We start from the raw sequence: 21,397 nt of genomic DNA on the forward strand, positions 1-21,397 counted from the left end.
TAACAATGCAACAGATAATGATGCTCACTCGATGATCTGAGTGTTCTCATCATTACCTACAAGGAGGGGATGTCGCGATGCATGAAACGGAAAGCGTACACATGCGAACTGTGAACTCAGAACCGAAAGAAAAGCGTAAGGGCAGAAACGAGACATGGAAGAAGATTTGGCAGAATTGGGAGCTTTACATTTTTATCGCACCCGCATTCTTTTACTTCCTCATTTTCAGCTATGGACCGATGTATGGGATTCAGATTGCTTTTAAGAACTACATTCCGTCAAAAGGCTATTTTGGCAGTGAATGGGTAGGCTTTGATCATTTCATTCGATTTTTTAACTCGTACTATTTCTGGGATTTGCTGTGGAACACGCTCAGTATTAGCTTGTATGAATTAGCCATTGGATTCCCAATCCCAATTATTCTGGCGCTTGCGTTTAACGAAGTGAAGGATGGCTTCTTCAAGCGACTTGTTCAGACCGTTACGTATGCACCTCATTTCATTTCTGTCGTTGTTATGGCGGGGATGATTATTACCTTCTTGTCTCCATCGAACGGAATGATTATTCATGCCATTGAAAGCTTAGGCTTTAGTGCACCGCAGTTTCTGACAAGCCCTGGTTGGTTTAAGACGATGTATGTATTCTCAGGCGTGTGGCAGAGTGCGGGGTGGGGGACGATTATTTATTTGGCGGCACTCTCGGGAGTAGACCCAGGCTTGCATGAAGCGGCAATTATTGACGGAGCCTCTCGCTTCCAGCGTGTTCGCCACATCAATATTCCAACGCTTATACCGACCATGACCATTCTATTAATTCTAAATATGGGTGGCTTGTTAAGTGTAGGTTTTGAGAAGATATTACTTCTGCAAAATTCATTGAATATGTCAAGCTCTGACGTGATTTCAACCTTTGTCTATCGATCTGGTCTTGTCGATGCGCAATATAGCTTCTCAACAGCTGTTGGTTTATTTAACTCCATTGTGAATTGCATCCTGCTTATTACGGTGAATCAAATTGTCCGCCGTACGAGCGAGAACAGTCTATGGTAGAAGGAGGTTGGAATTTATGGTATCAGGTATAAAGCTATCTAAGCGAGATCGAATATTTCTAATTTGCACCTATACGTATGTGACAATTGCATTGTTGTTAGTCGCATATCCCATCTTATATATTATTAGCGCATCTATCAGTGATCCGAAGATGGTTGCTTCCGGTGAAATGTGGCTTCTTCCAAAAGGTATTACCTTTAAGGGGTATGAAATTGTATTTCAGAACTCGAAGATTTGGACGGGGTATGGAAATACGATTTTGTATACATTGCTAGGCACAACGATTAACTTGGTCGTTACGATGCCAGCGGCATATGCACTTAGTCGTAAGGACTTTGTAGGTCGTGGGTTTTTCATGGGGATGTTCATGGTAACGATGTTCATTGGAGGGGGTCTCGTCCCTACATACATGTTGGTAAAAGGGCTAGGCATGGTCAACACGATGTGGGCACTAGTACTTCCTGGCGCAGCGTCAATCTGGAATATTATTGTCTCTCGTACCTTCTTCGCGAACTCCATTCCAGCTGAGCTACAAGATGCGGCTCAAATCGATGGCGCGACGAATATTCGCTTATTCCTGCGGATTGTTCTCCCGTTATCGATGCCAATTATCGCAGTTATGGCCTTATTCTACGGGGTAGGGCATTGGAACAGCTATTTCGGCGCCATGATCTACTTGAATGATGATGCGAAGTATCCATTGCAGCTTGTGCTTCGTCAGATTCTCGTGCTTCAGGAAATGCAATCTCAAGTAGGTGGCATTATCGATGCGACAGCTGCAGCAGCCCAGAACAACAAGGCAGAAATTGCTTCACTTGTGAAGTATGGGGTCATTATCGTATCTACGCTTCCGATTATTGTTGTCTATCCATTCTTACAGCGTTATTTCGTGCAAGGTGTCATGATTGGCTCTGTTAAGGGTTGATCTTAAGATACAAATAACAAAGGGGAGGTTTTTGTATGACGATTTATCGTAAAGCTGGACTCATGTTGTTAGTTCTTTCCATGTCAATGTCTATTCTTACTGCATGTGGATCAAGTAGCGATAAGGGGACAGCAAGCACAGAAGGCTCAGACACAGCCACAGAGGTTCATAAGACGGGCTTTCCTATCGTGGATAAACCGATTGAGCTATCCATTATGGCACCGGATATAGGACGTCAGGATTGGAACAAGATGCCTGTTATTCAGGAATACGAGAAGATGACGAATATTAAGTTAAAGATTCAAAACGCCCCACAAGACAGCTTTGAGACGAAAAAGAATTTGGTATTTGCAAGCGGTACGCTTCCCGATATTTTCTATGCGGCGGATCTAAAAGGATCGGATCAAGTTACCTACGGAAGTCAAGGATTGTTGCTGCCTTTAGAAAAATACATTGATGAGGGCTACGCACCTAACTTAAAAAAAATTCTCGATGCAAATCCGGATATTCGCAAATCAATGACAACACCAGATGGACATATCTATGCACTACGCAATATTCAGCCATCTGCGGTATGGTATCGTGGACCGATGTGGTATAACGGGAAGTTCTTGAAGAAGTTCGGCATGGAAAACAAATTACCGCAGACAACAGAAGAGCTATACAACTATTTGAAGAAGGTTAAAGAGGAAGATGCGAACGGAAACGGTAAAGACGATGAGGTTCCTCTATCCTCTGTGAAATTAGATGATTTACGGATGTTCTTCCTCGGATTCTGGGGGATGTATAACGAGGATATCTACGTAGATAAGGAGAACAAAGTACACTTTCCACAAGCTGAACCAGCCTACAAAGAATATTTAACCTTCTTGAATCGCTTATGGAACGAGGATTTGCTGGATCATGAAACATTCTCTCAAACCGATGAGCAGAAGAAAGCAAAAGGGAAAAACAATCAAGTGGCCTTATTCTCCGATTATTTCCCATACTTCACGCTTGGTGGTGAACCGAGTGAAGATAACCCGATGATGCAGCCTGTATCTAGTGATATTGCTGGAACACCTGTATACGGTAAGCATCCTGGTATTAACACCATTGGCGGTTTCGCGATTTCAAACACGAACCCGAACCCGGAAGCAAGTATGCGCTGGATTGATTACCAATTTAGCGAAGAAGGGTATTCCTTCTGGGCGTATGGACCTGAAGGTACGTTATTTAAATACAAAGATAAAGCAACAGGCGAGAAAGAATGGCTGCCAGTTCCAGATGGTACGGATCGTGAAGAATACCGCGGTACAATCACGCCAAACTACGGGATTAATACACCAGGTTCCTATGAGAACAGCTATGTTTTAGGTCTTCGTACTAGCTTTGATGACTGGATTGACAAAGAAACAGCTACAAAGCTTACACCTATTGCAAAGACTCCCTTCCCATCGGTATTCCTGACGGTAGACCAACAGACGGAAATCAAAACACTCCGTTCCGATTTGGATAAATACGTGAAGGAAATGGAAGCGAAATTCGTTACAGGCGCAGAGCCATTATCCAATTGGGACAAATATATCGCTCAAATGAAAAAAATGGGGTATGAGAAGCTCGAATCAACGTATCAACAAGCATACGATACATGGGCTGCTAGCGAATAATTTGTGAAGCTTATACATTCTCATATTTTGAAAAACTTCCCGGTCATCCTAAGCATGACCGGGAAGTTATGATGAACCCTAAGCGAGGAAGGATTATACGGTATCGTTAGGCTCAGTATTGGGATGATTACTATTCATCTGTCGATACTGGCCCGGGGTATAACCGGTTTCCTTTTTGAATTTTCGAATAAAGTTTGGTGTGTCGAGGTAGCCGACGCGCTGGATAATATCTTTTAACGAATCACTTGTTATTACGAGCTGTTCCTTGACCTTATCTAATCGTTTTTGCCAAATATATTGGACGAAGTTGATGCCGACCTTATCCTTGAATGAACGACTGAGATGGGAAGGTGAAATCGTAAACGCAGCAGAAACAGATTCAAGGCTAAGTGAATGATCAACATAGTGCTGGTCGATAAAAGCAACGATATGATCCATGAGTGAATGTTCTTCTTTTTTATGCGTCTGCTCTACCTGTGTACAAATCTGAGTGGCTAAACGGTAGAAATTCTGCTCTATAAGATGGACGGGACCATTCATGAAATGGGGAGAAGCAGACTGCATCATGTTATCCATCTTTAGCTCAACTGCAGTTTTGAGCATGGTATTCAGCAGGTCGAACAATACGCATCGCATCAGCAGGGTAGATCGTTGTTTATTATCAAGCCCATGGATGGCTGTGTGAATAATTTGTTTGGCGACTTCGTAGTTGCCCTGCTTCAAGCTTTGTGCAAGCTTTAATAGCTCGTTACTAGGGAGTAACACTGTTTGATCATGGGCACTGGATAGCTTTTCAAAATACACGGTGGTTCCATGCTCGGTCGATTTACGCAATTCGAAGGCGGAGCAAGCCTCAACAAAGGATTGATTAAGCTGCTGAGGGCTCTCATAACATTTGCCTACACCGATCATCGGGTGGATATCCATTATGCCTAACGTATATTCACGGATCGCATCCACGATGTGAACGATTTGTGCAGCGAGTGCCTCATCATCTTCGAGCTGTAAGCTCACAATGAGTGCGAGCTGATCCAATTGCGGGAGCTCTACACCGTATACTTGTGTAGCAAGCGCTGGAAATTCAATAAACGCAAGCTTGCGATGTACTTCTTGTCGCGCCTGAAGATGCTGCTGTTCTAAGTCATCCCAGCCCATCATCATGACAAAATGATGACTTTGGTCGAAGTGCAGATGAAAGGTATCGAATATTCCATGCGTCATCATTTGTGCATGTCCATGCTTTAATAGCATGGAGAGAACATGGTTGCGTGCATAGGGCTCTTGGAGATCAACCTTGGAGCTATACTGCTGTAATGTTGTTCGTATATACTCGAGCTCATTTCCGGAGGCCGGTGTATCTGTTTTTTTGTTCGTGAAGCGAACGAGCTCAGCAATCGGAAGATATTGCATCCGAGCGAATAATAGAGCGATGGCCGTTCCTACAATGGCGATCACAATGAATAAAATAATGATGAAGCTCCGAACATTAAGTACGCTACTGAAAAATTGATTACTCGCCATTAAAGTCACATATGACCAGCCATTGACATCCGATGTGACGGAAATAACCGAATGATCTTCGTTGTCTATCGATAGATTATGTATGCCGGGTGGAAGCTCTGATAACCGTTGGATATCCTGTTGGCTAGCTGTATCTCCATGGCCACTATAGGATAAAACACGTCCATGATTATCAAAAATATACGTTAATCCTCGATAGTTACCGAGAACGGAATCGATCAGATATGCCAACTCTTTCTCTTTAATGAGGTACATGACAGAAGCATATGGATCTGAGGTGTTGGGAATGATCGGCAGGATATAGGTTAATACAGATTGCTCGAGTGGTGAATTTTGATTCAGCATGTTCGTAAGTCGAATAGATGGAAATTTGGACGAGTTTAAAGCAGTCACAAGTTCATCATTCTTCCAGCTTCCAAACTGATAGGAGCTACGAAATACATCCAGGCTATACATGCCATGGTTGGAATAAATATTAGGGTCATGATGATAGTACAGAAATATATCCTCCACAATGGAATTGGAAGATTTGTAGCTATCAAGTGCCGCTATGGCATCACGACTTTCATAAGGATCCAGTATGCGATAATGAGCGAGACGAGCGTCGTATGACATCCGTGACGCCATATCTCTTAAATCATTCATGCGTCCATCCACCACCGTTTTAATTTGGGTGAGCTGATTAAAGTGAGCATTTTCAATCTCCTTTTGTAAATTATCGGTAGCATTTCGGTAAATGAAAACGATTACAAATATAAGCGGAATAAGAAGGATAAGTAGATACGAACCGGTGAATTTCAGAAACAATTTCGATTTGAAATAGTTATAGTTCAAAGTGTTTTCCCCCTTTTTATGGCGTATACATGGAGATGTTCCTATCAAGCTATGAATACAGCAAGATATAGATCGGCGCTTGAATACTTATTTATATTCCATAATAGGATGTTTATAGCGGATATTTATTATTATGTCAAATGTTTTTTTGAAAATATATCATACTAAATCAATAGAATCGCAGCCTCAGAAGAGCTGCATGGAGGTCGTGCAAAAATGAATGACACTAATGTTGTCGAGGAGCAAATTGTTGTTGAAGGAGTTCACAATTACAGCACAGAGGAGGAGTACGTTAAGCCGGAGGATTCGCAGCTATTAGATCAGCTGGAATGGTTCAAGGATCAGAAGCTGGGCCTGATGATGCATTGGGGACCTTATTCGCAGCTTGGACTTGTTGAATCGTGGGCGCTTAGTGATAAGGATGGAGATTGGTCACGAGATGATATTGATTGGGGAGTTGATTCGGCGGAATTGAAGCGGCAATACTTCGGGCTGAATAAAACCTTTAATCCGCTCCGTTTCGAACCTGAGAAGTGGGCAGAGGTTGCGGCAGAGGGTGGCTTTAAATATTTGAACTTTACGACGAAGCATCACGATGGCTTCTGTATGTGGGACACGCAGACAACAGACTATCGCATTACGGGCAAGGATTGTCCTTTCCATGCACATAAGTACGCGGATATTTGTAAGAACGTATTTGATGCTTTTCGGGCCAAGGGACTTGGGATCTCCGCCTACTTCTCCAAAGCCGATTGGCACACACCAACATACTGGGCCCCAGGTATGGAGACGGGGACGTTCATGAATCGAGGTCCTTCGTATCCAACACAAGATTATCCATGGCTATGGGAGCAATTCGTACAGTTCACACATGATCAGATCATGGAATTGATGACGAAATATGGCCGGATTGAAATGCTCTGGTTGGATGCGGGGTGGGTATGTCCACAGAATAAGAATAATCCACAGGATATTCGGTTGGGTGAAGTGGTGGAGAAGGCACGTCAGCAGCAGCCATGGCTGCTAAGTGCAGACCGTACCGTTGGCGGCCCGTATGAGAATGTCGTTACACCTGAACAAACGTTGCCCGAGCATCCCCTGCTTATTCCATGGGAGAGCTGTATTACGATGGGGACAGCGTTCTCTTATCGGTATGAGGATCACTACAAGACGACACGTCAATTAATCCATTTGCTCGTTGAAGTTGTAGCCAAAGGCGGAAACCTGGCACTTAATGTCGCTCCACAACCAGATGGCCGCTTGTCACCAACAGCGTTGGATCGGATGAAAGGAATGGGCGATTGGCTCAACGTTCATGGGGAGGCGATCTATGGAACGCGCGTATGCGCGCCATACTCTGCTGGAAATACACATTTCACGAAAAAAGGCGATATCACCTATGCCATTCATTTGTACCCGAAAGAGCAGGAAACGGTGAGCAAAGTAATTTGTATTCCACTCGAGCAGGCTGTAACGCAAATGGATCTTGTTGGCGGACAAGAAAATCTAACATTCGAACGAACAACAACGGGAGTGATCGTTCATTTACCAGAGAGCGAGCTTACGGGAGTTGCCCCAATTGCACATGTATTTCGCATAAAATAACGAGTTGAACTATGGGAGGAAGAGCAGATGCAACAATGGTTTACGGAGGCAAAGCTAGGAATTTTCATTCACTATGGGATTTATGCGGTGCAAGGTGTAGCGGAATCATGGTCGTTTTATAACGGGAAAATGTCACATGGGGAGTATATGAAGCAGTTGGATGGTTTTACAGCGTCCAAATTCGATGCGAAGCATTGGGCAGATATCATTGCGAGATCAGGTGCAAAATATTCTGTGCTTACAACCAAGCATCATGATGGTGTTGCGTTGTTCGATACGCAGTACAGTGATTTGAGCGTCATGAAGGCGACACCAGCCAAGCGGGATATTGTAAAAGAATGGTCCAATGCGATCCGTGAACGTGGTCTGCATGTAGGCATGTATTATTCCTTAATTGACTGGTCTCATCCCGATTATCCTTCCGTATTCGAGAGTGGTATCGTACCGGCTGATTTGAGTCAGGTGAATCGTTTCTCAAGTCCGGTAGATGGCATACAGGATGAAGAGACATGGCAGAAATTCCTCACGTTTAACAATAATCAGCTACGTGAAATCATGACGAATTACGGTACTGTCGATTTATTATGGTTCGATGGTGACTGGGAGCGTAGTGCAGAACAGTGGGGGCTGCCAGCATTCAAGGAATATTTGAGATCCTTGTCTCCGAATGTGATTATCAACTCACGCTTGCAAGGGCATGGCGATTATAAGACACCAGAGCAAGGCATTCCCATTACTCGCCCAGAAGGCGCTTGGGAATTCTGTACGACCATTAATACATCTTGGGGCTATGTCCACGATGATCATAAATATAAATCCTTGAACCAAATTATCCGCATGTTCTGCGATTGCATCAGTATGGGCGGAAATATGTTGCTGGATATTGGACCGATGGAGGATGGCACCATTGATCCAAGACAGGAGGACATTCTTCTGGGACTAGGTGACTGGATTCGTGCACACGAGGAGGCAATCTACGGTACGCAGGAAGGGATTATGACACGCTATTATCTGGGTGGGAGTACCTTTTCCGCGGACAAGAAGACCTTATATTTATTCGTCTACGATACGCCGAAGGAGAATATCTGTCTCAAGGGACTATGCAATCCGATCAAGAAAATTACGGTACTACACTCGGGCAAAGAGCTGACTCACGAAATTCATGGTGGTGTACCCTGGTTCGATATTCCGGGAACGACTTGGATTCATATGACACCAGCGGAAACGCATGAGCAGGTAAGCGTGCTTAAGCTGGAATTTGATGAAAAGGTTAGGATGTACGGTGGAGCTGGCACTGTTGTTACGCATAACTAAATGCCGAAGGGAGGGAGAGGTCAATGATGATGAACCGAAGTGGAGTACCAGAACCGCAAGTTGTGACATATGCGCCTAAGCATTATTTATGCAAAAGAGCGACGGAGTCGCTTGTCTTAGATGGGAAGCTGGATAAGCCCTTTTGGCAGCATGCAACATGGACGGATGATTTCGTAGATATTGAAGGGGACCAACGTCCGCTACCCGCGAAGCAGACACGTGTAAAGATGCTATGGGATGATGAGTATTTTTACTTTGGTGCAGAGCTGATGGAGGATCAGATCTGGGGCACGCTGACTGAACGTGATTCCGTTATTTTCTATGATAATGATTTTGAGATCTTTATCGATCCAACAGGGGATTCACATCAATATTACGAGTTTGAGATTAACGCTTTGAACACGGTGTGGGACTTACTGCTTGTGAAACCATATCGTGACGGGGGACCTCCAATTAATGGATGGGATATCCAAGGTCTGAAAACAGCTATTCATATCGAGGGGGAGTTAAATAACCCGCATGCTGATCATCGGAAATGGACGATTGAAGTTGCCATGCCATGGCGTAGTTTGAAAGAATGTGCTGCGAATAGACAACCACCTGTTGCAGGTGAATTCTGGCGTGTTAATTTCTCTCGTGTTGAATGGCGGACTGAGGTTGTGGACGATCAGTACCGCAAGGTTATGAACCCGGATACTGGAAAGCCTTATCCGGAAGACAACTGGGTATGGTCACCTCAGGGGATTATCAATATGCATTATCCAGAGCTATGGGGTTATGTGATGTTCGTAGGTGTTGATGGCCCGCAGTCATTCGACATGCCTACGGATGAACTGGTGAAATGGCAGCTCCGTAAGCTGTATTATCGTGAACGTAATTATTTTGAAGCACATGGACACTATGCAGCAACGTTCGAGCTGCTGCGAGGTGAAGATGATTGGAGCATTGAGCCTCACATGGAGATAACGAGTAAATCATTTCATATCTCAGCTCTAACAACCGATGGAACCGCTCGCCTATATATTCGCGAAGACGGCTTACTGTGGAAGGAGTAATCATTCATGACCATGTTGACCCCTACCTCAGTATTTTCATTGTCGCAGGAAGCCTTAGCGTTCATTGAGCAGAAGTTTCAGGCCAAGAAGCAGCTCGCCAGATCACGTGAGCAGCAGCTATTCCATGTATTCGAGCACGAGCTAACGGCAGAAGAAGCTTGGGCATTAAAGCTACTCTTCGCGTATATGCCAGCCAATGACTTGGCGGATTATAACGGGGAGCTTTTCTTCAATTATGTAAGAACGATGCTGCAGATTCGCCGCGATATGCCATGGCAAGTACCTGATCATTTATTTTTACATTTCGTGCTACCGTATCGAGTGAATACTGAGAACATTGAAGAGCATCGCCATATTATTCATGAACAGTTAGCGGAACGAACACGTAATCTTCCCATGAAGGAAGCGATTCTAGAGGCCAATTACTGGTGCCACGAAGTGGCGACGTACATTGGGAGCGATCTGCGGACGATTTCACCATTAACGATGATGCGAAATGCACGCGGTCGTTGTGGGGAAGAATCTACGCTAGCTGTAGCAGCGCTTCGTAGTATCGGGATCCCTGCACGTCAAGTGTATACCCCGCGTTGGGCGCATTGTGACGATAACCACGCATGGGTGGAGGCATGGGCTGATGGTGAATGGTATTTCATTGGGGCTTGTGAGCCGGAAGCGCGTCATAATCAAGGATGGTTTGGCCCACCAGCGCGCCGAGCCATGCTCATTAACACACGTATTTTCGCGAATTATGAAGGACCCGAAGATATTACACTCGCAGATGAATGGTTTACTGAAATTAATGTACTAGAAAATTATGCGCCTACGAAGACAATTACGGTACATGTAAAAGATGCATACGGACAGCCCGTGCACGCTGCAGAGGTGCAATTCCAGTTATATAACATGGCGGAATTTTACCCAATTGCCAGCATTCCGTCTAATGCACAGGGGGAAGCTTCGTTCAAGACAGGTCTTGGTGACCTCATCATTCGTGCAGCGAAGGACGGCATTTGGGGAGAAATGAAAATATCCATGGCTGATTGTGAGCACATTGAGCTTGTATTGAATCAAGAGGATCAGCCACTTGTAGGAACGATCGTTGACTATGATATGGTTCCACCACCAGCGCGTGAAGGCGAGGTCATGGAGGACTTGTCCGAGGCACGGATAGAGCGACACAATAAGCGTTTGGAGGAAGGAATCGCGATTCGTGCACATTATGAAGCGACCTTCTTGAATGAAGAAGCTGCGAGGAAGCTCGGAGAATCGCTTGATCTATCAGCGGATCGAGTATGGAACGTACTTCAGACAGCACGTGGCAATAGTGCTGAGATCGCAGCTTATCTAAGTAAAGCAACACCTCTATATGGAGAATGGGCATTACGATTATTGGAGTGTGTTCATGACAAGGATCTCATCGATACATTCCTTCCAACCCTTATAGATCATGTGGCTGGTGCGCTTGCTGTACGTGGTGAGCTCACGGAGGACGTCTTCATTCCCTACATTTTGTGTCCTCGCGTTCATTACGAGATGATTACACCGTATCGTACATTTTTCCAACAAGCCTTCACTTCAGAAGAAGTGGAATTGTTCCGTGAGGACCCAATGAAGCTTGTTCAATTCATCGATGAAGCGTGGGATATATGGAATGATCTACCGAATTTGCAAGGGAAGGGTACTGCTGTTGGAACTTTCGAACTGCGTGTAGGAGATCGTAGCTCTCTCGATATTATGTTCGTATCTATATGTCGTAGCCTAGGCATTCCAGCGCGACTGCATCCCATTGAGGCTAAGCCGCAATTTATGGTGAATGGTCATTTTGTGGATGCCCCATTTACGAAAGGTATAGTTGGAAATGAGGCAGCAGTAGCGAACGGAACTCTAATTATTCTTCGTGATCAGGATGCAGCGTCAGACCAGCCAGCGGCTGCATACTATGAGAATTTTACGATCGCTCGTCTGGAGAACGGTTTTTATAAAACGTTAAGCTACCCGCACGGCGCCAATAACCTGTATGATACGCCCCTTGAGATGGAGCAGGGAGCATATCGTCTGACGACGGGGATTCGCTTGAAGGATGGAACCGTGCTGACCAAGCTCACCTATTTTGAAATGACAGAAGTCGAAGAGACGAAGCTGGTTATGAAGTATCGTCAAGCTACGCAGGACATTCCCGTGTATGGCAAGGTAGATCGATTCGAGAAGCTAGCTACATGGGATGGATCGGAGCAGATCTTCGCTGAGTTTCTGGGCAGTCAAGGCGCCTATGTCGCATGGCTGGAACCGGAACGGGAGCCTTCGAAGCATCTGCTTCGCGAGCTGTCGGAGTTGAAGCATGAGTTCGATATGATAGATGCTCCTATCATTCTTGTGGTGGGTGACAAGCAATGGACAACTTCATTTCAACCAGCCGATTATCCGAATCTTCCAGCAAGGACATTATTTGTACGTGATTCAACGTATCATCTATTACCTGAATTGTTTACAGTGGCCCAATCGAGTGAAGCGGGCTTCCCACATCTGATGATTCTAGATCGTGATGATCAGATTCGTTATATGTCTTCGGGATATAAGATTGCAGCCAGTAAGGAAGCGATGCAAATTTTATCGAGGATGTGAAAGGATGGATCAACAAATGATTGTAGCAGGCTACGTGAGTGATTCCAAATTACCTGAGCTAACGCGCGACCACGTGATGAAGCTGACGCATATGAACGTTGCATTCGGTTATGTGTTGGATGATCAGATTACAACGGCACATTTGCAATATACGAACCAGTTGCACGAGATTAAAGCGATGAATCCGAACGTACAGCTGCTGCTCTCTGTTGGCGGATGGGGAAATGGGGGCTTCTCCGAGGCGGCATCTACCGAAGAAGGACGTCAGAAATTCGCAGCTTCGGCTGTACGAGTAGTAACAGAACTTCCATTCGATGGTGTCGATCTGGACTGGGAATATCCCTGCTACAGTGAAGCCAATATTACCTCGTCACCGGATGATAAACGTCATTTTACGCTGCTGTTGAAGACCATTCGAGAAGCGTTAGATATGAAAGGTGCAGCTGAGGGCAGGCATTACTTGCTTACGATCGCTGCAGGAGCAGATCAATATTATATCGATGGTACAGAGATGGATCAAGTACAACAATATTTAGATTTTGTTCAATTGATGACCTACGATATGCGTGGAGGATTCCAGATTCTAACGGGACATCACACCAATCTGTACAATTCAACGGGAGATTTGTTCCGAATTAGTACAGAAGCATCCGTCAATATGTTCATGCAGGCAGGTGTACCCCGAGAGAAAATCGTCATTGGCGTAGCATTCTATTCCCGGATGTGGAAGCAGGTGCCGAACAGGAATGATGGATTTCTACAAATGGCGGGTACAACAGGAGGTTATGGTCCGGAATATACAGAACTTCTAGCCTATTATATCGACAAGAATGGGTTCACACGTCATTGGGATGATGAGGCCAAAGCGCCACATTTATTTAATGGAGATACGTTTATTTCCTATGATGACGTGGAATCGATCACACATAAATGTGAATATGTCCAACGTGAAAAGCTTGCGGGTGCGATGTTCTGGGAGTACAGCTGCGACAAGACACATACACTGCTGGATGCGATGTATGCAGGCCTAACGAGAGACTGAAATGATGCGCCCCATTCAATTAGTTAACAAACATGATTTCCTAGTCAACAAACGTTAGATTACGAATAAATAGACTTTTAATGCGCTTTATTATCATTTACAGTATGGGGGAAAGGTTGGACTCAATCGTTGAGGACAGGCCGTAGACTACATTCAAAGACGTGGGAGGAGTTTAGGAAATGAGCAAAATTATTGGTGAGGCACTACCAAATATGCCGTGGCAGGATAAGCCGAGTGGCTATAATGCCCCAGTGTGGCGGTATACTCAAAATCCGATTATTCAGCGTGATGCACAGGTGAACTCGAACAGTATTTTTAATTCTGCGGTGATTCCGTTCGAAGGTGGATTTGCAGGGGTGTTCCGCTGTGACTCTAGATCCGTAAGTATGGATATATTCGCTGGCTTTAGTCAGGACGGGCTACATTGGGAAATTAATGAGCAACCGCTCCAATTCGAAGGTGACGAATATGTAACGAAGCGGGAATATCGCTACGATCCGCGCGTGTGCAAAATCGAGGATAAATATTATATTTCATGGTGTAACGGGTATCATGGACCAACGATTGGTCTTGCTTATACGTATGATTTCAAAACATTTCATCAATTGGAAAACGCTTTCTTGCCATATAACCGTAATGGAGTGCTCTTCCCACGCTTAATAAATGGCAAGTATGCCATGATAAGCCGTCCAAGTGATACAGGCCATACGCCATTTGGAGATATTTTCTTTAGTGAGAGTCCAGATCTAACGTATTGGGGTAAACATCGTTATGTGATGGGGACGATTAATTCAGATGCATCCGCATGGCAATCGAAGAAAATTGGTCCAGGGCCGGTTCCGATTGAAACCGATCGTGGTTGGTTGTTGATCTATCATGGTGTCATTAATACATGTAACGGGTTCGTATATCGTATGGGTGCGGCATTATTAGATCTTCACGAACCATGGAAGGTGCTCGCACGATCACGGAATTACATTCTTGGACCAGAAACATTGTATGAGTGTGTAGGAGATGTACCGAATGTCACTTTCCCTTGTGCCGCATTGTCAGATAGCGAGACAGGTCGCATTGCCATTTACTATGGTTGTGCCGATACCGTAACAGGCGTGGCATTTACAACAGTGGATGAGCTGCTGGACTATATGGATAAGTATCCGCTGTAACGACATCATCAGATGCAATGACAGAATTTCAATTGTAGAGGAGCTTATCAATGGAACAGTTTAGATTACCCAAAATTACGATGCCATCCTTAAACTTGCCACAATCGATTCAAGAAGTTCTACAAGAAGCAGAAGAGAAGCTTGCGCATCGACCGAAGCTACTTCAGCTATTTAAGAACTGCTTCCCGAATACTTTGGAAACGACGACGAAATTAAAAGAGGATGGAACGACTTTTGTCATCACAGGAGACATTCCAGCTTGTTGGTTACGGGATTCGGTAGAGCAGGTCATTCATTATGTACCGTTTGCCAAAGAGGACGAAGATCTTCAACGCATTCTTAAAGGCTTAGTAAAGCGTCATATACAGTACATTCATATTGATCCATACGCGAATGCATTTAATGAATCTGCGAATGATTGGCATTGGAATACGACGGATATAACAGACATGTCCCCTTGGGTATGGGAGCGTAAATTTGAAATTGACTCCTTATGTTTCTCGATGCGGCTTGCTTATGCGCTATGGAAGGAAACAGGGATTACAGATATATTCGATGCTGGGTTCAAATCGGCTATGCGTATCATGTATAACTTGTTCATCACAGAACAGCGTCACTTTGAAGAATCGCCATACCGCTTCACTCGAAATAACGGTATTCCTGAGGATTCCTTACGGAATAAAGGCCTTGGAATGCCTGTCAACTATACAGGAATGGTGTGGTCAGGCTTCCGCTCAAGCGATGATGTATGCGAATTCCACTACAACATTCCAGGGAATATGTTCGCGGTGGTTACACTTCGCCAAATGCAGGAATTTGCGGAGTGGATATTCCGTGATATGGAATTTTTGCAAGAGCTGAAGGATTTAGAAGCAGATATCGATCATGGGATCAAAACATACGGTATTTATCGTCATCCGGAATTCGGACCGATTTATGCCTTCGAGACGGATGGTTATGGTAACCACTGTCTCATGGATGATGCGGGAACGCCGGGATTGATTTCGATTCCTTACTTGGGCTACTGCACAACGGAGGATGAAATCTATCAGAACACGAGAAGATTTGTGTTATCCAAGGAAAACCCTTTTTACTTTGAAGGTAAAGTAGCAAAAGGTATTGGTAGTCCACATACACCGGCAGGATATGTCTGGCATTTGTCATTATCTATGCAAGGGCTCACAGCAACGACAGCGGAAGAGAAGCTAGCGATGATCGAGTTACTGGAGAAGACGGATGCGGATACAGGCTTTATGCATGAAGGATTCCATTCTGACGATCCAACGATTTTCACAAGAAAATGGTTTGCTTGGTCAAATAGCTTGTTCTCTCAACTCGTGTACAAGGCGATGCAGGAAGGTATCTTGTAGTGAAAGGGGGAGCAATGGCATGACGAAGAAAAGAACGGCACATATCGTTTCCCATTCGCACTGGGATCGTGAATGGTATTTACCCTATGAGAAGCATCATGTTCGTCTCGTTCAATTGGTAGATAGTTTACTAGATCGGTTGGACGAGGAGTCAGAATTTCGTAGCTTTTTCATGGATGGGCAGACGATCATTCTCGAGGATTATCTTCAAGTTAGACCGGATCAGAAGGAGCGGCTGTTGCGTCATATTCAAAATGGTCGAATCCTTATTGGTCCATGGTATATATTGCAGGATGCGTTCCTCACCAGTAGTGAAGCCAATGTAAGAAATATGCAGATCGGTCATCAAGATGCGCTGAAGTATGGGGAAGTATCCAAAATTGGATACTTTCCTGATACCTTCGGGTTGTGTGGACAGACACCACAGCTGATGCAGCAGTCAGGTATTCAGAACGCCTTCTTCGGTCGTGGTGTGAAGCCGACGGGCTTCAACAATGAGGTATCGGATGGAGATTATGAATCGACTTACTCCGAATTGATCTGGGAAGGTCCTGATGGCTCCAAGGTACTCGGTATTCTATTTGCGAATTGGTATTCAAATGGAAATGAAGTCCCAGTAGATTCTGTAGAAGCCAAGGCATATTGGGATCGGAAGCTAGCGGATGCGGAGAAATATGCATCGACGAGCGAGCTACTGTATATGAACGGCTGTGATCATCAGCCAGCTCAGCTGGACTTGCCGGAAGCCATTCGGACAGCACGCGAGCTCTATCCCGATACGGAGTTTATTCACTCCAATTTTAACGATTATTTGAATGCACTGCATCGTTCACTAGATTGTGAATTATCAACCGTCCAAGGGGAGCTTAGAAGTCAGCGAACAGATGGATGGGGAACATTAGTGAATACGGCTTCCTCCCGTATATATTTGAAGCAAATGAATCAGCAGGGTCAGACTTTGCTTGAGAAAGTTGCTGAGCCGTTATCTGCTTATGCTCATCAATTGGGACATGCGTATCCACATCACTTATTCACCTATGCATGGAAGACGCTCATGCAGAATCATCCGCATGATAGCATCTGTGGTTGTAGTGTGGATGAGGTACATCGTGAGATGGTAACGCGATTCGACAAGAGTCGTCACGTTACAGAATCTATTGTACAGAACAGTATGGAGTCGATCGCAAATCATGTGGATACATCATGCTTCGCTGAATACGGGGATCACGCATGTCCATTCATTGTGTTTAATACGACAGGCCTTGACCGCAGTGGGGTAGTTACGGTGGAGCTGGATATTGCTCGTATCTATTTCCGGGAAGGCGAAACGATCGAGAAGATGCGTAATCAGATGACATCGCTCGAGATTCATCCTCATCGCGTGATAGATCATGGTGGGCGTCAGCTAGATTATCAGCAAACCGATCTGGGGCTCCACTTCGGCTATGACTTGCCTGATAATAAATTTCGTCAGCCGTATTTCTCACGACGTGTTCGATTAGAGCTTCATGTTGAAGCAGTTCCTGCAAATGGTCATCAAGTTTATGCCTGGATGAAGGATGTAGTGGACAGACCACATTCTGAAATAAAGGAAAGCTCGCTACTTCATGAACGGACGCTAGAGAATGAGTTTATTGCTGCACGGATTGAAGATAATGGCTCGATCACATTAACGGATAAGGCAAATGGTAAAGTATATCGCGGTCTCGGTATTTATGAGAATAGCGGCGATATCGGAAATGAATACATGTATTGTCGGCCGAAGAATACGAACGTATTGACGACAGAAGCGCTTATAGCTGATATTTCTATCGTATCCGATCAGCCATACGCATGTACGGTACAAATCGTTCATGATTGGGACATTCCAGTAAGTGCGGATGAATTGCTCGCAGCAGAGCAGCAAGGCATCGTGTGGTTCCCGAGTCGTCAGGCTGGACGTTCAACCGAAACCGTGAAGCTCCATATAACAACGACTGTAACGCTTGAGAAATATAGTAAGGGACTTCAAGTGAAGAGCTCCTTCGATAATCAAGCGAAGGATCATCGCATCAGAATGCTGTTCCCAACGGATCTCGTCAGCGATGTGCATCAGGCGGATTCGATGTTTGAGATCGCAACACGAAGCACAGAACCTTCGAGTGAGTGGACGAACCCAGACAATAGTCAACATCAGCAAGCGTTCGTTAGTGTGAAGGACGACGTGACGGGCTTAACCATCGCTAATAAAGGGTTAAATGAATACGAAGTGTTACGTGATGGACGGAATACGATTGCCGTTACATTGCTACGCTGCACAGGTGAGCTTGGAGATTGGGGCGTCTTCTACACACCAGAAGCACAATGTCTAGGTCCTGCTCAGGCGGAGCTCATGATTATTCCACATGGTTCTGCGGTAGCTGAAGAAGCGTATGCGCTTGCCTATCAATATCAAATACCATGGATGACTGTATCGACAGATATTCATAATGGTAGTCTTCAGCCGAAACATCAATGGTTGCAGGCGAGTGGAAATGACATGCAGCTCTCTTCCGTGAAGGTAGCTGAAGCAACGGGTGATCTTGCGATTCGTTGGTTCAACATGACCACTTCACCAACGACTTTAGTCTTCGAACCTCGTATGAACTATAGTCAGGCGTATAAAAGTAATATACTCGAATCACATGAGGAAGCGCTTACGGCCGATTCAAACGCTGTCATCCAGCTTGAAGTAAAGGCGGCCGAGATCGTAACTGTTGTTCTTAATAAATCGATATGAGCACCAAGTAGAGGAGAATAAAAGATGACTAACACAAAACCTTGGAAAATTTATGCAATTCATCATTCCCATACCGATATCGGCTACACAGAGCGTCAGGAGAAGATCCAACAATATCATGTAGACTTTATCCGGCAGGTGCTTCACATTTTGCGTGAAATTCAATCCGGTCGTCGACCTGAATGGGAGGGGTTTAAGTGGGTATGTGAAACGTTTTGGCCTATCGAAACCTTCCTGAGTCGGGCAACGGAGCAAGAAAAGGAAGAGTTCGTAGCCGGAGTTAAGCGTGGTGATATCGGCTTGTCCGGTACGTACTTGAATATGACGGAATTAATCGGCAAAGATTTGTTCACATCGATGATTGCCCGTGTACGAGATTTTGGATATTCCATTGAAGCTCCAATTACATCAGCGATGACTGCAGACATTAACGGCTTCAGCTGGGGGTATGGTCAGGCATTGTTAGATGCCGGTATTCATAATTTATCTACATGCATTCATACCCATCACGGAATGTTTCCTTGCTGGAAGAAGCAGCAGCCTTTCTGGTGGGAAATGCCTTCCGGTGATCGCTTGCTGACCTGGAGTGGGGAGCATTATGTATTCGGTAATGATCTGGGGCTTGTACCTGGTATGGGCGGGAAATATACGATCAAAGATGAATTTGATATGAGTCATGGCGCCACATTCGAGATTGCTGAACAGCGTATACTTCGCTACATTGAGCGTTTGCAAGAGGATGGCTATGCCTTTAACTTCTTCCCGGCTATGTTCTCAGGGCTACCAACGGATAACAATCCACCGAATGCGGAGACGATGACCTTCATTCGTCAATGGAATGCGAAGCACGGCGAAAATATTGAGATTCAGATGGCAACTTTAGATGATTTCTTCGATGAAGTTCGTGCTCATGCACAGCAGCATGCGGAAGATATTCCTGTGTATCGTGGAGATTGGCCAGACTGGTGGACGGATGGCGTAGGTTCAACACCGAAGCATGTACAAGTATTCCGTGAAGCACAACGTGTATATCAAAAGGTTAGAAGGCTGGATCCGAACTGTGAAATCGTTACATCGGAGACGATGAAGGAGATGGAATATCAGTTAACGATGTTTGCTGAGCATACATGGGGCTATCATTCATCCATTTCCGAGCCTTGGAATCCGTTCGTTCAGGAATTAGGCTTGCGGAAGGAAGCCTTTGCTGCCAATGCAAGTACGATTGCGCATCGTGCGTTGTATGACATTCTTGAGGCGAAGGGCGATGCATTACTTGCTCCTGGGCGCCCTATGAAGTTTAAAATTCATAATCCATATCATTTCGTACAAGAAGATTATGCGCATCTCATTCTCGAAGGATGGTATCACGATGAGATCAAGAATGGCTTCGAGGTGCGTGATATTACGACGAATGAGGTCATTCCAGCACAGCTTCGTCTGGCATCTCGAGGTGTGATCGTAACGATTCCGGTAACATTGCAGCCAAGTGAAGAGAGAGTACTTCAGATCTTCGCCGTGAAACCAAGTATCGGAACCGCTTTTATGAACGATTATTTAGCATCCGATCGCGTGATGGATCTGGATGTTACGCATGATGTGAAGAATTTCCGTATGACATCTTCCTATGTAGAAACTCCATTTGTACACATCACGTGGAAAAAGGGCGAAGGGATCACCTCGTGGGTCGATAAAACGACAGGAAAAGAGCTACTTCGAGCTGATCGCCAGCACGCAGCTTTTACGCCAGTCTATGATGTTACACCTGCAACGAAGGTTGGAGAAATGACCGAGGTGCGTCGTCTGATGGGCCGTAATCGGAAGGGACCGGATGCGATCGTTTCAACGGGCGAGTTAATTAGTGCGGAGCTCATTACGCAAGGTCCGGTGTATGGCATTATTCAATTGACCTATAAGGTGGATGGCTGTGAGCATTATTCCTTGTTCTTAACAGTATACGCGGATCGTCCACGTGTGGATGTGGCCGTACGTATGCATAAAGAGAGCGTATGGAAGCCTGAAAACTTATATGTTTCACTTCCTTTTGGTGGCTCATTATCAACGGATAAGTATGACTTATGGGTGGATAAGATGGATGCTTTGACACGGATGCGGAAGGATCAATTACCAGGCAGCTTAGCAGATTACACAGCGGTTGGAGAAGGAGCTGTATATGTTTCCGAATCGCAAGGCGTTGTGATCGCGATGCCAGACACTCCATTAATTCAGCTAGGTTCGCTAGAACATGGGTATCGATTGCTTAACGGTGATGAGAAGCTAGAGCAGGATCCAGCTCATTTGTACGCTTGGGTGATGAATAACTATTGGGAAACTAATTTCTCTGCGACATTGGGTGGTTTCTATGAATTTAGATATTTCATCACTTGGGGCGAGAACTATAGCAAACCGGATGCTTCCATGGATGCATGCCGTGGAATGAATGCTGGCATTCTAGCTTGGCGCCAACACTAGCTCAACAAAACTGGAGGT

General features: G+C 45.0%; 13 protein-coding genes. 12 read left to right on the plus strand and 1 reads right to left on the minus strand.

Annotated elements, in window-relative coordinates:
• Positions 1-101 precede the first annotated feature (101 nt).
• Genes MKY52_RS21345 through MKY52_RS21355 form a run of 3 tightly spaced genes read left to right on the plus strand, consistent with a single transcriptional unit; the run spans position 102 to position 3,623 of the window.
• Complete coding sequence (locus MKY52_RS21345; RefSeq protein WP_076300648.1) at positions 102-1,049, plus strand: ABC transporter permease; 948 nt, start codon at positions 102-104, stop codon at positions 1,047-1,049.
• Positions 1,050-1,065: 16 nt separating this feature from the next.
• Positions 1,066-1,974, plus strand: coding sequence for a carbohydrate ABC transporter permease (locus MKY52_RS21350; RefSeq protein WP_076286257.1), 909 nt, complete (start codon positions 1,066-1,068; stop codon positions 1,972-1,974).
• Between the two features lie 35 nt (positions 1,975-2,009).
• The gene (locus MKY52_RS21355; RefSeq protein WP_076286256.1) at positions 2,010-3,623 is read left to right on the plus strand and encodes an extracellular solute-binding protein; all 1,614 of its coding nucleotides are present in this window, start codon (positions 2,010-2,012) and stop codon (positions 3,621-3,623) included.
• Positions 3,624-3,716: 93 nt separating this feature from the next.
• Here the strand turns inward: MKY52_RS21355 and MKY52_RS21360 are convergent, their stop codons facing one another.
• Positions 3,717-5,978, minus strand: coding sequence for a helix-turn-helix domain-containing protein (locus tag MKY52_RS21360; RefSeq protein WP_341053221.1), 2,262 nt, complete (start codon positions 5,976-5,978; stop codon positions 3,717-3,719).
• 216 nt (positions 5,979-6,194) lie between these two features.
• Between MKY52_RS21360 and MKY52_RS21365 the strand changes: the two genes are divergently transcribed.
• From MKY52_RS21365 to MKY52_RS21405, 9 genes are all read left to right on the plus strand, one after another.
• Positions 6,195-7,583 (plus strand): alpha-L-fucosidase, encoded by a 1,389-nt coding sequence (locus MKY52_RS21365; RefSeq protein WP_341053222.1) that lies wholly within the window; start codon positions 6,195-6,197, stop codon positions 7,581-7,583.
• Positions 7,584-7,610: 27 nt separating this feature from the next.
• Positions 7,611-8,897: an alpha-L-fucosidase gene (locus MKY52_RS21370; protein WP_341053224.1), complete on the plus strand. Its 1,287-nt coding sequence runs from the start codon at positions 7,611-7,613 to the stop codon at positions 8,895-8,897.
• Between the two features lie 29 nt (positions 8,898-8,926).
• Positions 8,927-9,952 carry a carbohydrate-binding family 9-like protein gene (locus MKY52_RS21375; RefSeq protein ID WP_076300649.1) on the plus strand — a complete coding sequence of 342 codons (1,026 nt, stop codon included), beginning with the start codon at positions 8,927-8,929 and terminating at the stop codon, positions 9,950-9,952.
• Positions 9,953-9,958: 6 nt separating this feature from the next.
• Entirely contained in the window at positions 9,959-12,574 is a 2,616-nt protein-coding gene (locus MKY52_RS21380) for a transglutaminase domain-containing protein (RefSeq protein WP_341053225.1), read from the plus strand.
• A gap of 4 nt (positions 12,575-12,578) precedes the next feature.
• Entirely contained in the window at positions 12,579-13,616 is a 1,038-nt protein-coding gene (locus MKY52_RS21385; protein WP_341053227.1) for a glycoside hydrolase family 18 protein, read from the plus strand.
• Between the two features lie 179 nt (positions 13,617-13,795).
• Entirely contained in the window at positions 13,796-14,782 is a 987-nt protein-coding gene (locus MKY52_RS21390; RefSeq protein ID WP_076300575.1) for a glycoside hydrolase family 130 protein, read from the plus strand.
• 50 nt (positions 14,783-14,832) lie between these two features.
• Complete coding sequence (locus MKY52_RS21395; protein ID WP_341053228.1) at positions 14,833-16,152, plus strand: glycoside hydrolase family 125 protein; 1,320 nt, start codon at positions 14,833-14,835, stop codon at positions 16,150-16,152.
• A gap of 19 nt (positions 16,153-16,171) precedes the next feature.
• Positions 16,172-18,910: an alpha-mannosidase gene (locus MKY52_RS21400; RefSeq protein WP_341053230.1), complete on the plus strand. Its 2,739-nt coding sequence runs from the start codon at positions 16,172-16,174 to the stop codon at positions 18,908-18,910.
• 24 nt (positions 18,911-18,934) lie between these two features.
• Positions 18,935-21,379: a glycoside hydrolase family 38 N-terminal domain-containing protein gene (locus MKY52_RS21405; protein ID WP_339265537.1), complete on the plus strand. Its 2,445-nt coding sequence runs from the start codon at positions 18,935-18,937 to the stop codon at positions 21,377-21,379.
• Positions 21,380-21,397: the final 18 nt, after the last annotated feature.

The sequence above is a fragment of the Paenibacillus sp. FSL P4-0184 genome, from assembly GCF_038004625.1.
In the GTDB taxonomy this organism is placed as follows: Bacteria; Bacillota; Bacilli; order Paenibacillales; family Paenibacillaceae; genus Paenibacillus_AQ.

Excerpts from the sequence above, each read along its gene's own strand:
- MKY52_RS21345 (WP_076300648.1), top strand. The coding sequence starts at position 102 with ATGCGAACTGTGAACTCAGAACCGAAAGAAAAGCGTAAGGGCAGAAAC.
- MKY52_RS21350 (WP_076286257.1), top strand. The coding sequence starts at position 1,066 with ATGGTATCAGGTATAAAGCTATCTAAGCGAGATCGAATATTTCTAATT.
- MKY52_RS21355 (WP_076286256.1), top strand. The coding sequence starts at position 2,010 with ATGACGATTTATCGTAAAGCTGGACTCATGTTGTTAGTTCTTTCCATG.
- MKY52_RS21365 (WP_341053222.1), top strand. The coding sequence starts at position 6,195 with ATGAATGACACTAATGTTGTCGAGGAGCAAATTGTTGTTGAAGGAGTT.
- MKY52_RS21370 (WP_341053224.1), top strand. The coding sequence starts at position 7,611 with ATGCAACAATGGTTTACGGAGGCAAAGCTAGGAATTTTCATTCACTAT.
- MKY52_RS21375 (WP_076300649.1), top strand. The coding sequence starts at position 8,927 with ATGAACCGAAGTGGAGTACCAGAACCGCAAGTTGTGACATATGCGCCT.
- MKY52_RS21380 (WP_341053225.1), top strand. The coding sequence starts at position 9,959 with ATGACCATGTTGACCCCTACCTCAGTATTTTCATTGTCGCAGGAAGCC.
- MKY52_RS21385 (WP_341053227.1), top strand. The coding sequence starts at position 12,579 with ATGGATCAACAAATGATTGTAGCAGGCTACGTGAGTGATTCCAAATTA.
- MKY52_RS21390 (WP_076300575.1), top strand. The coding sequence starts at position 13,796 with ATGAGCAAAATTATTGGTGAGGCACTACCAAATATGCCGTGGCAGGAT.
- MKY52_RS21395 (WP_341053228.1), top strand. The coding sequence starts at position 14,833 with ATGGAACAGTTTAGATTACCCAAAATTACGATGCCATCCTTAAACTTG.
- MKY52_RS21400 (WP_341053230.1), top strand. The coding sequence starts at position 16,172 with ATGACGAAGAAAAGAACGGCACATATCGTTTCCCATTCGCACTGGGAT.
- MKY52_RS21405 (WP_339265537.1), top strand. The coding sequence starts at position 18,935 with ATGACTAACACAAAACCTTGGAAAATTTATGCAATTCATCATTCCCAT.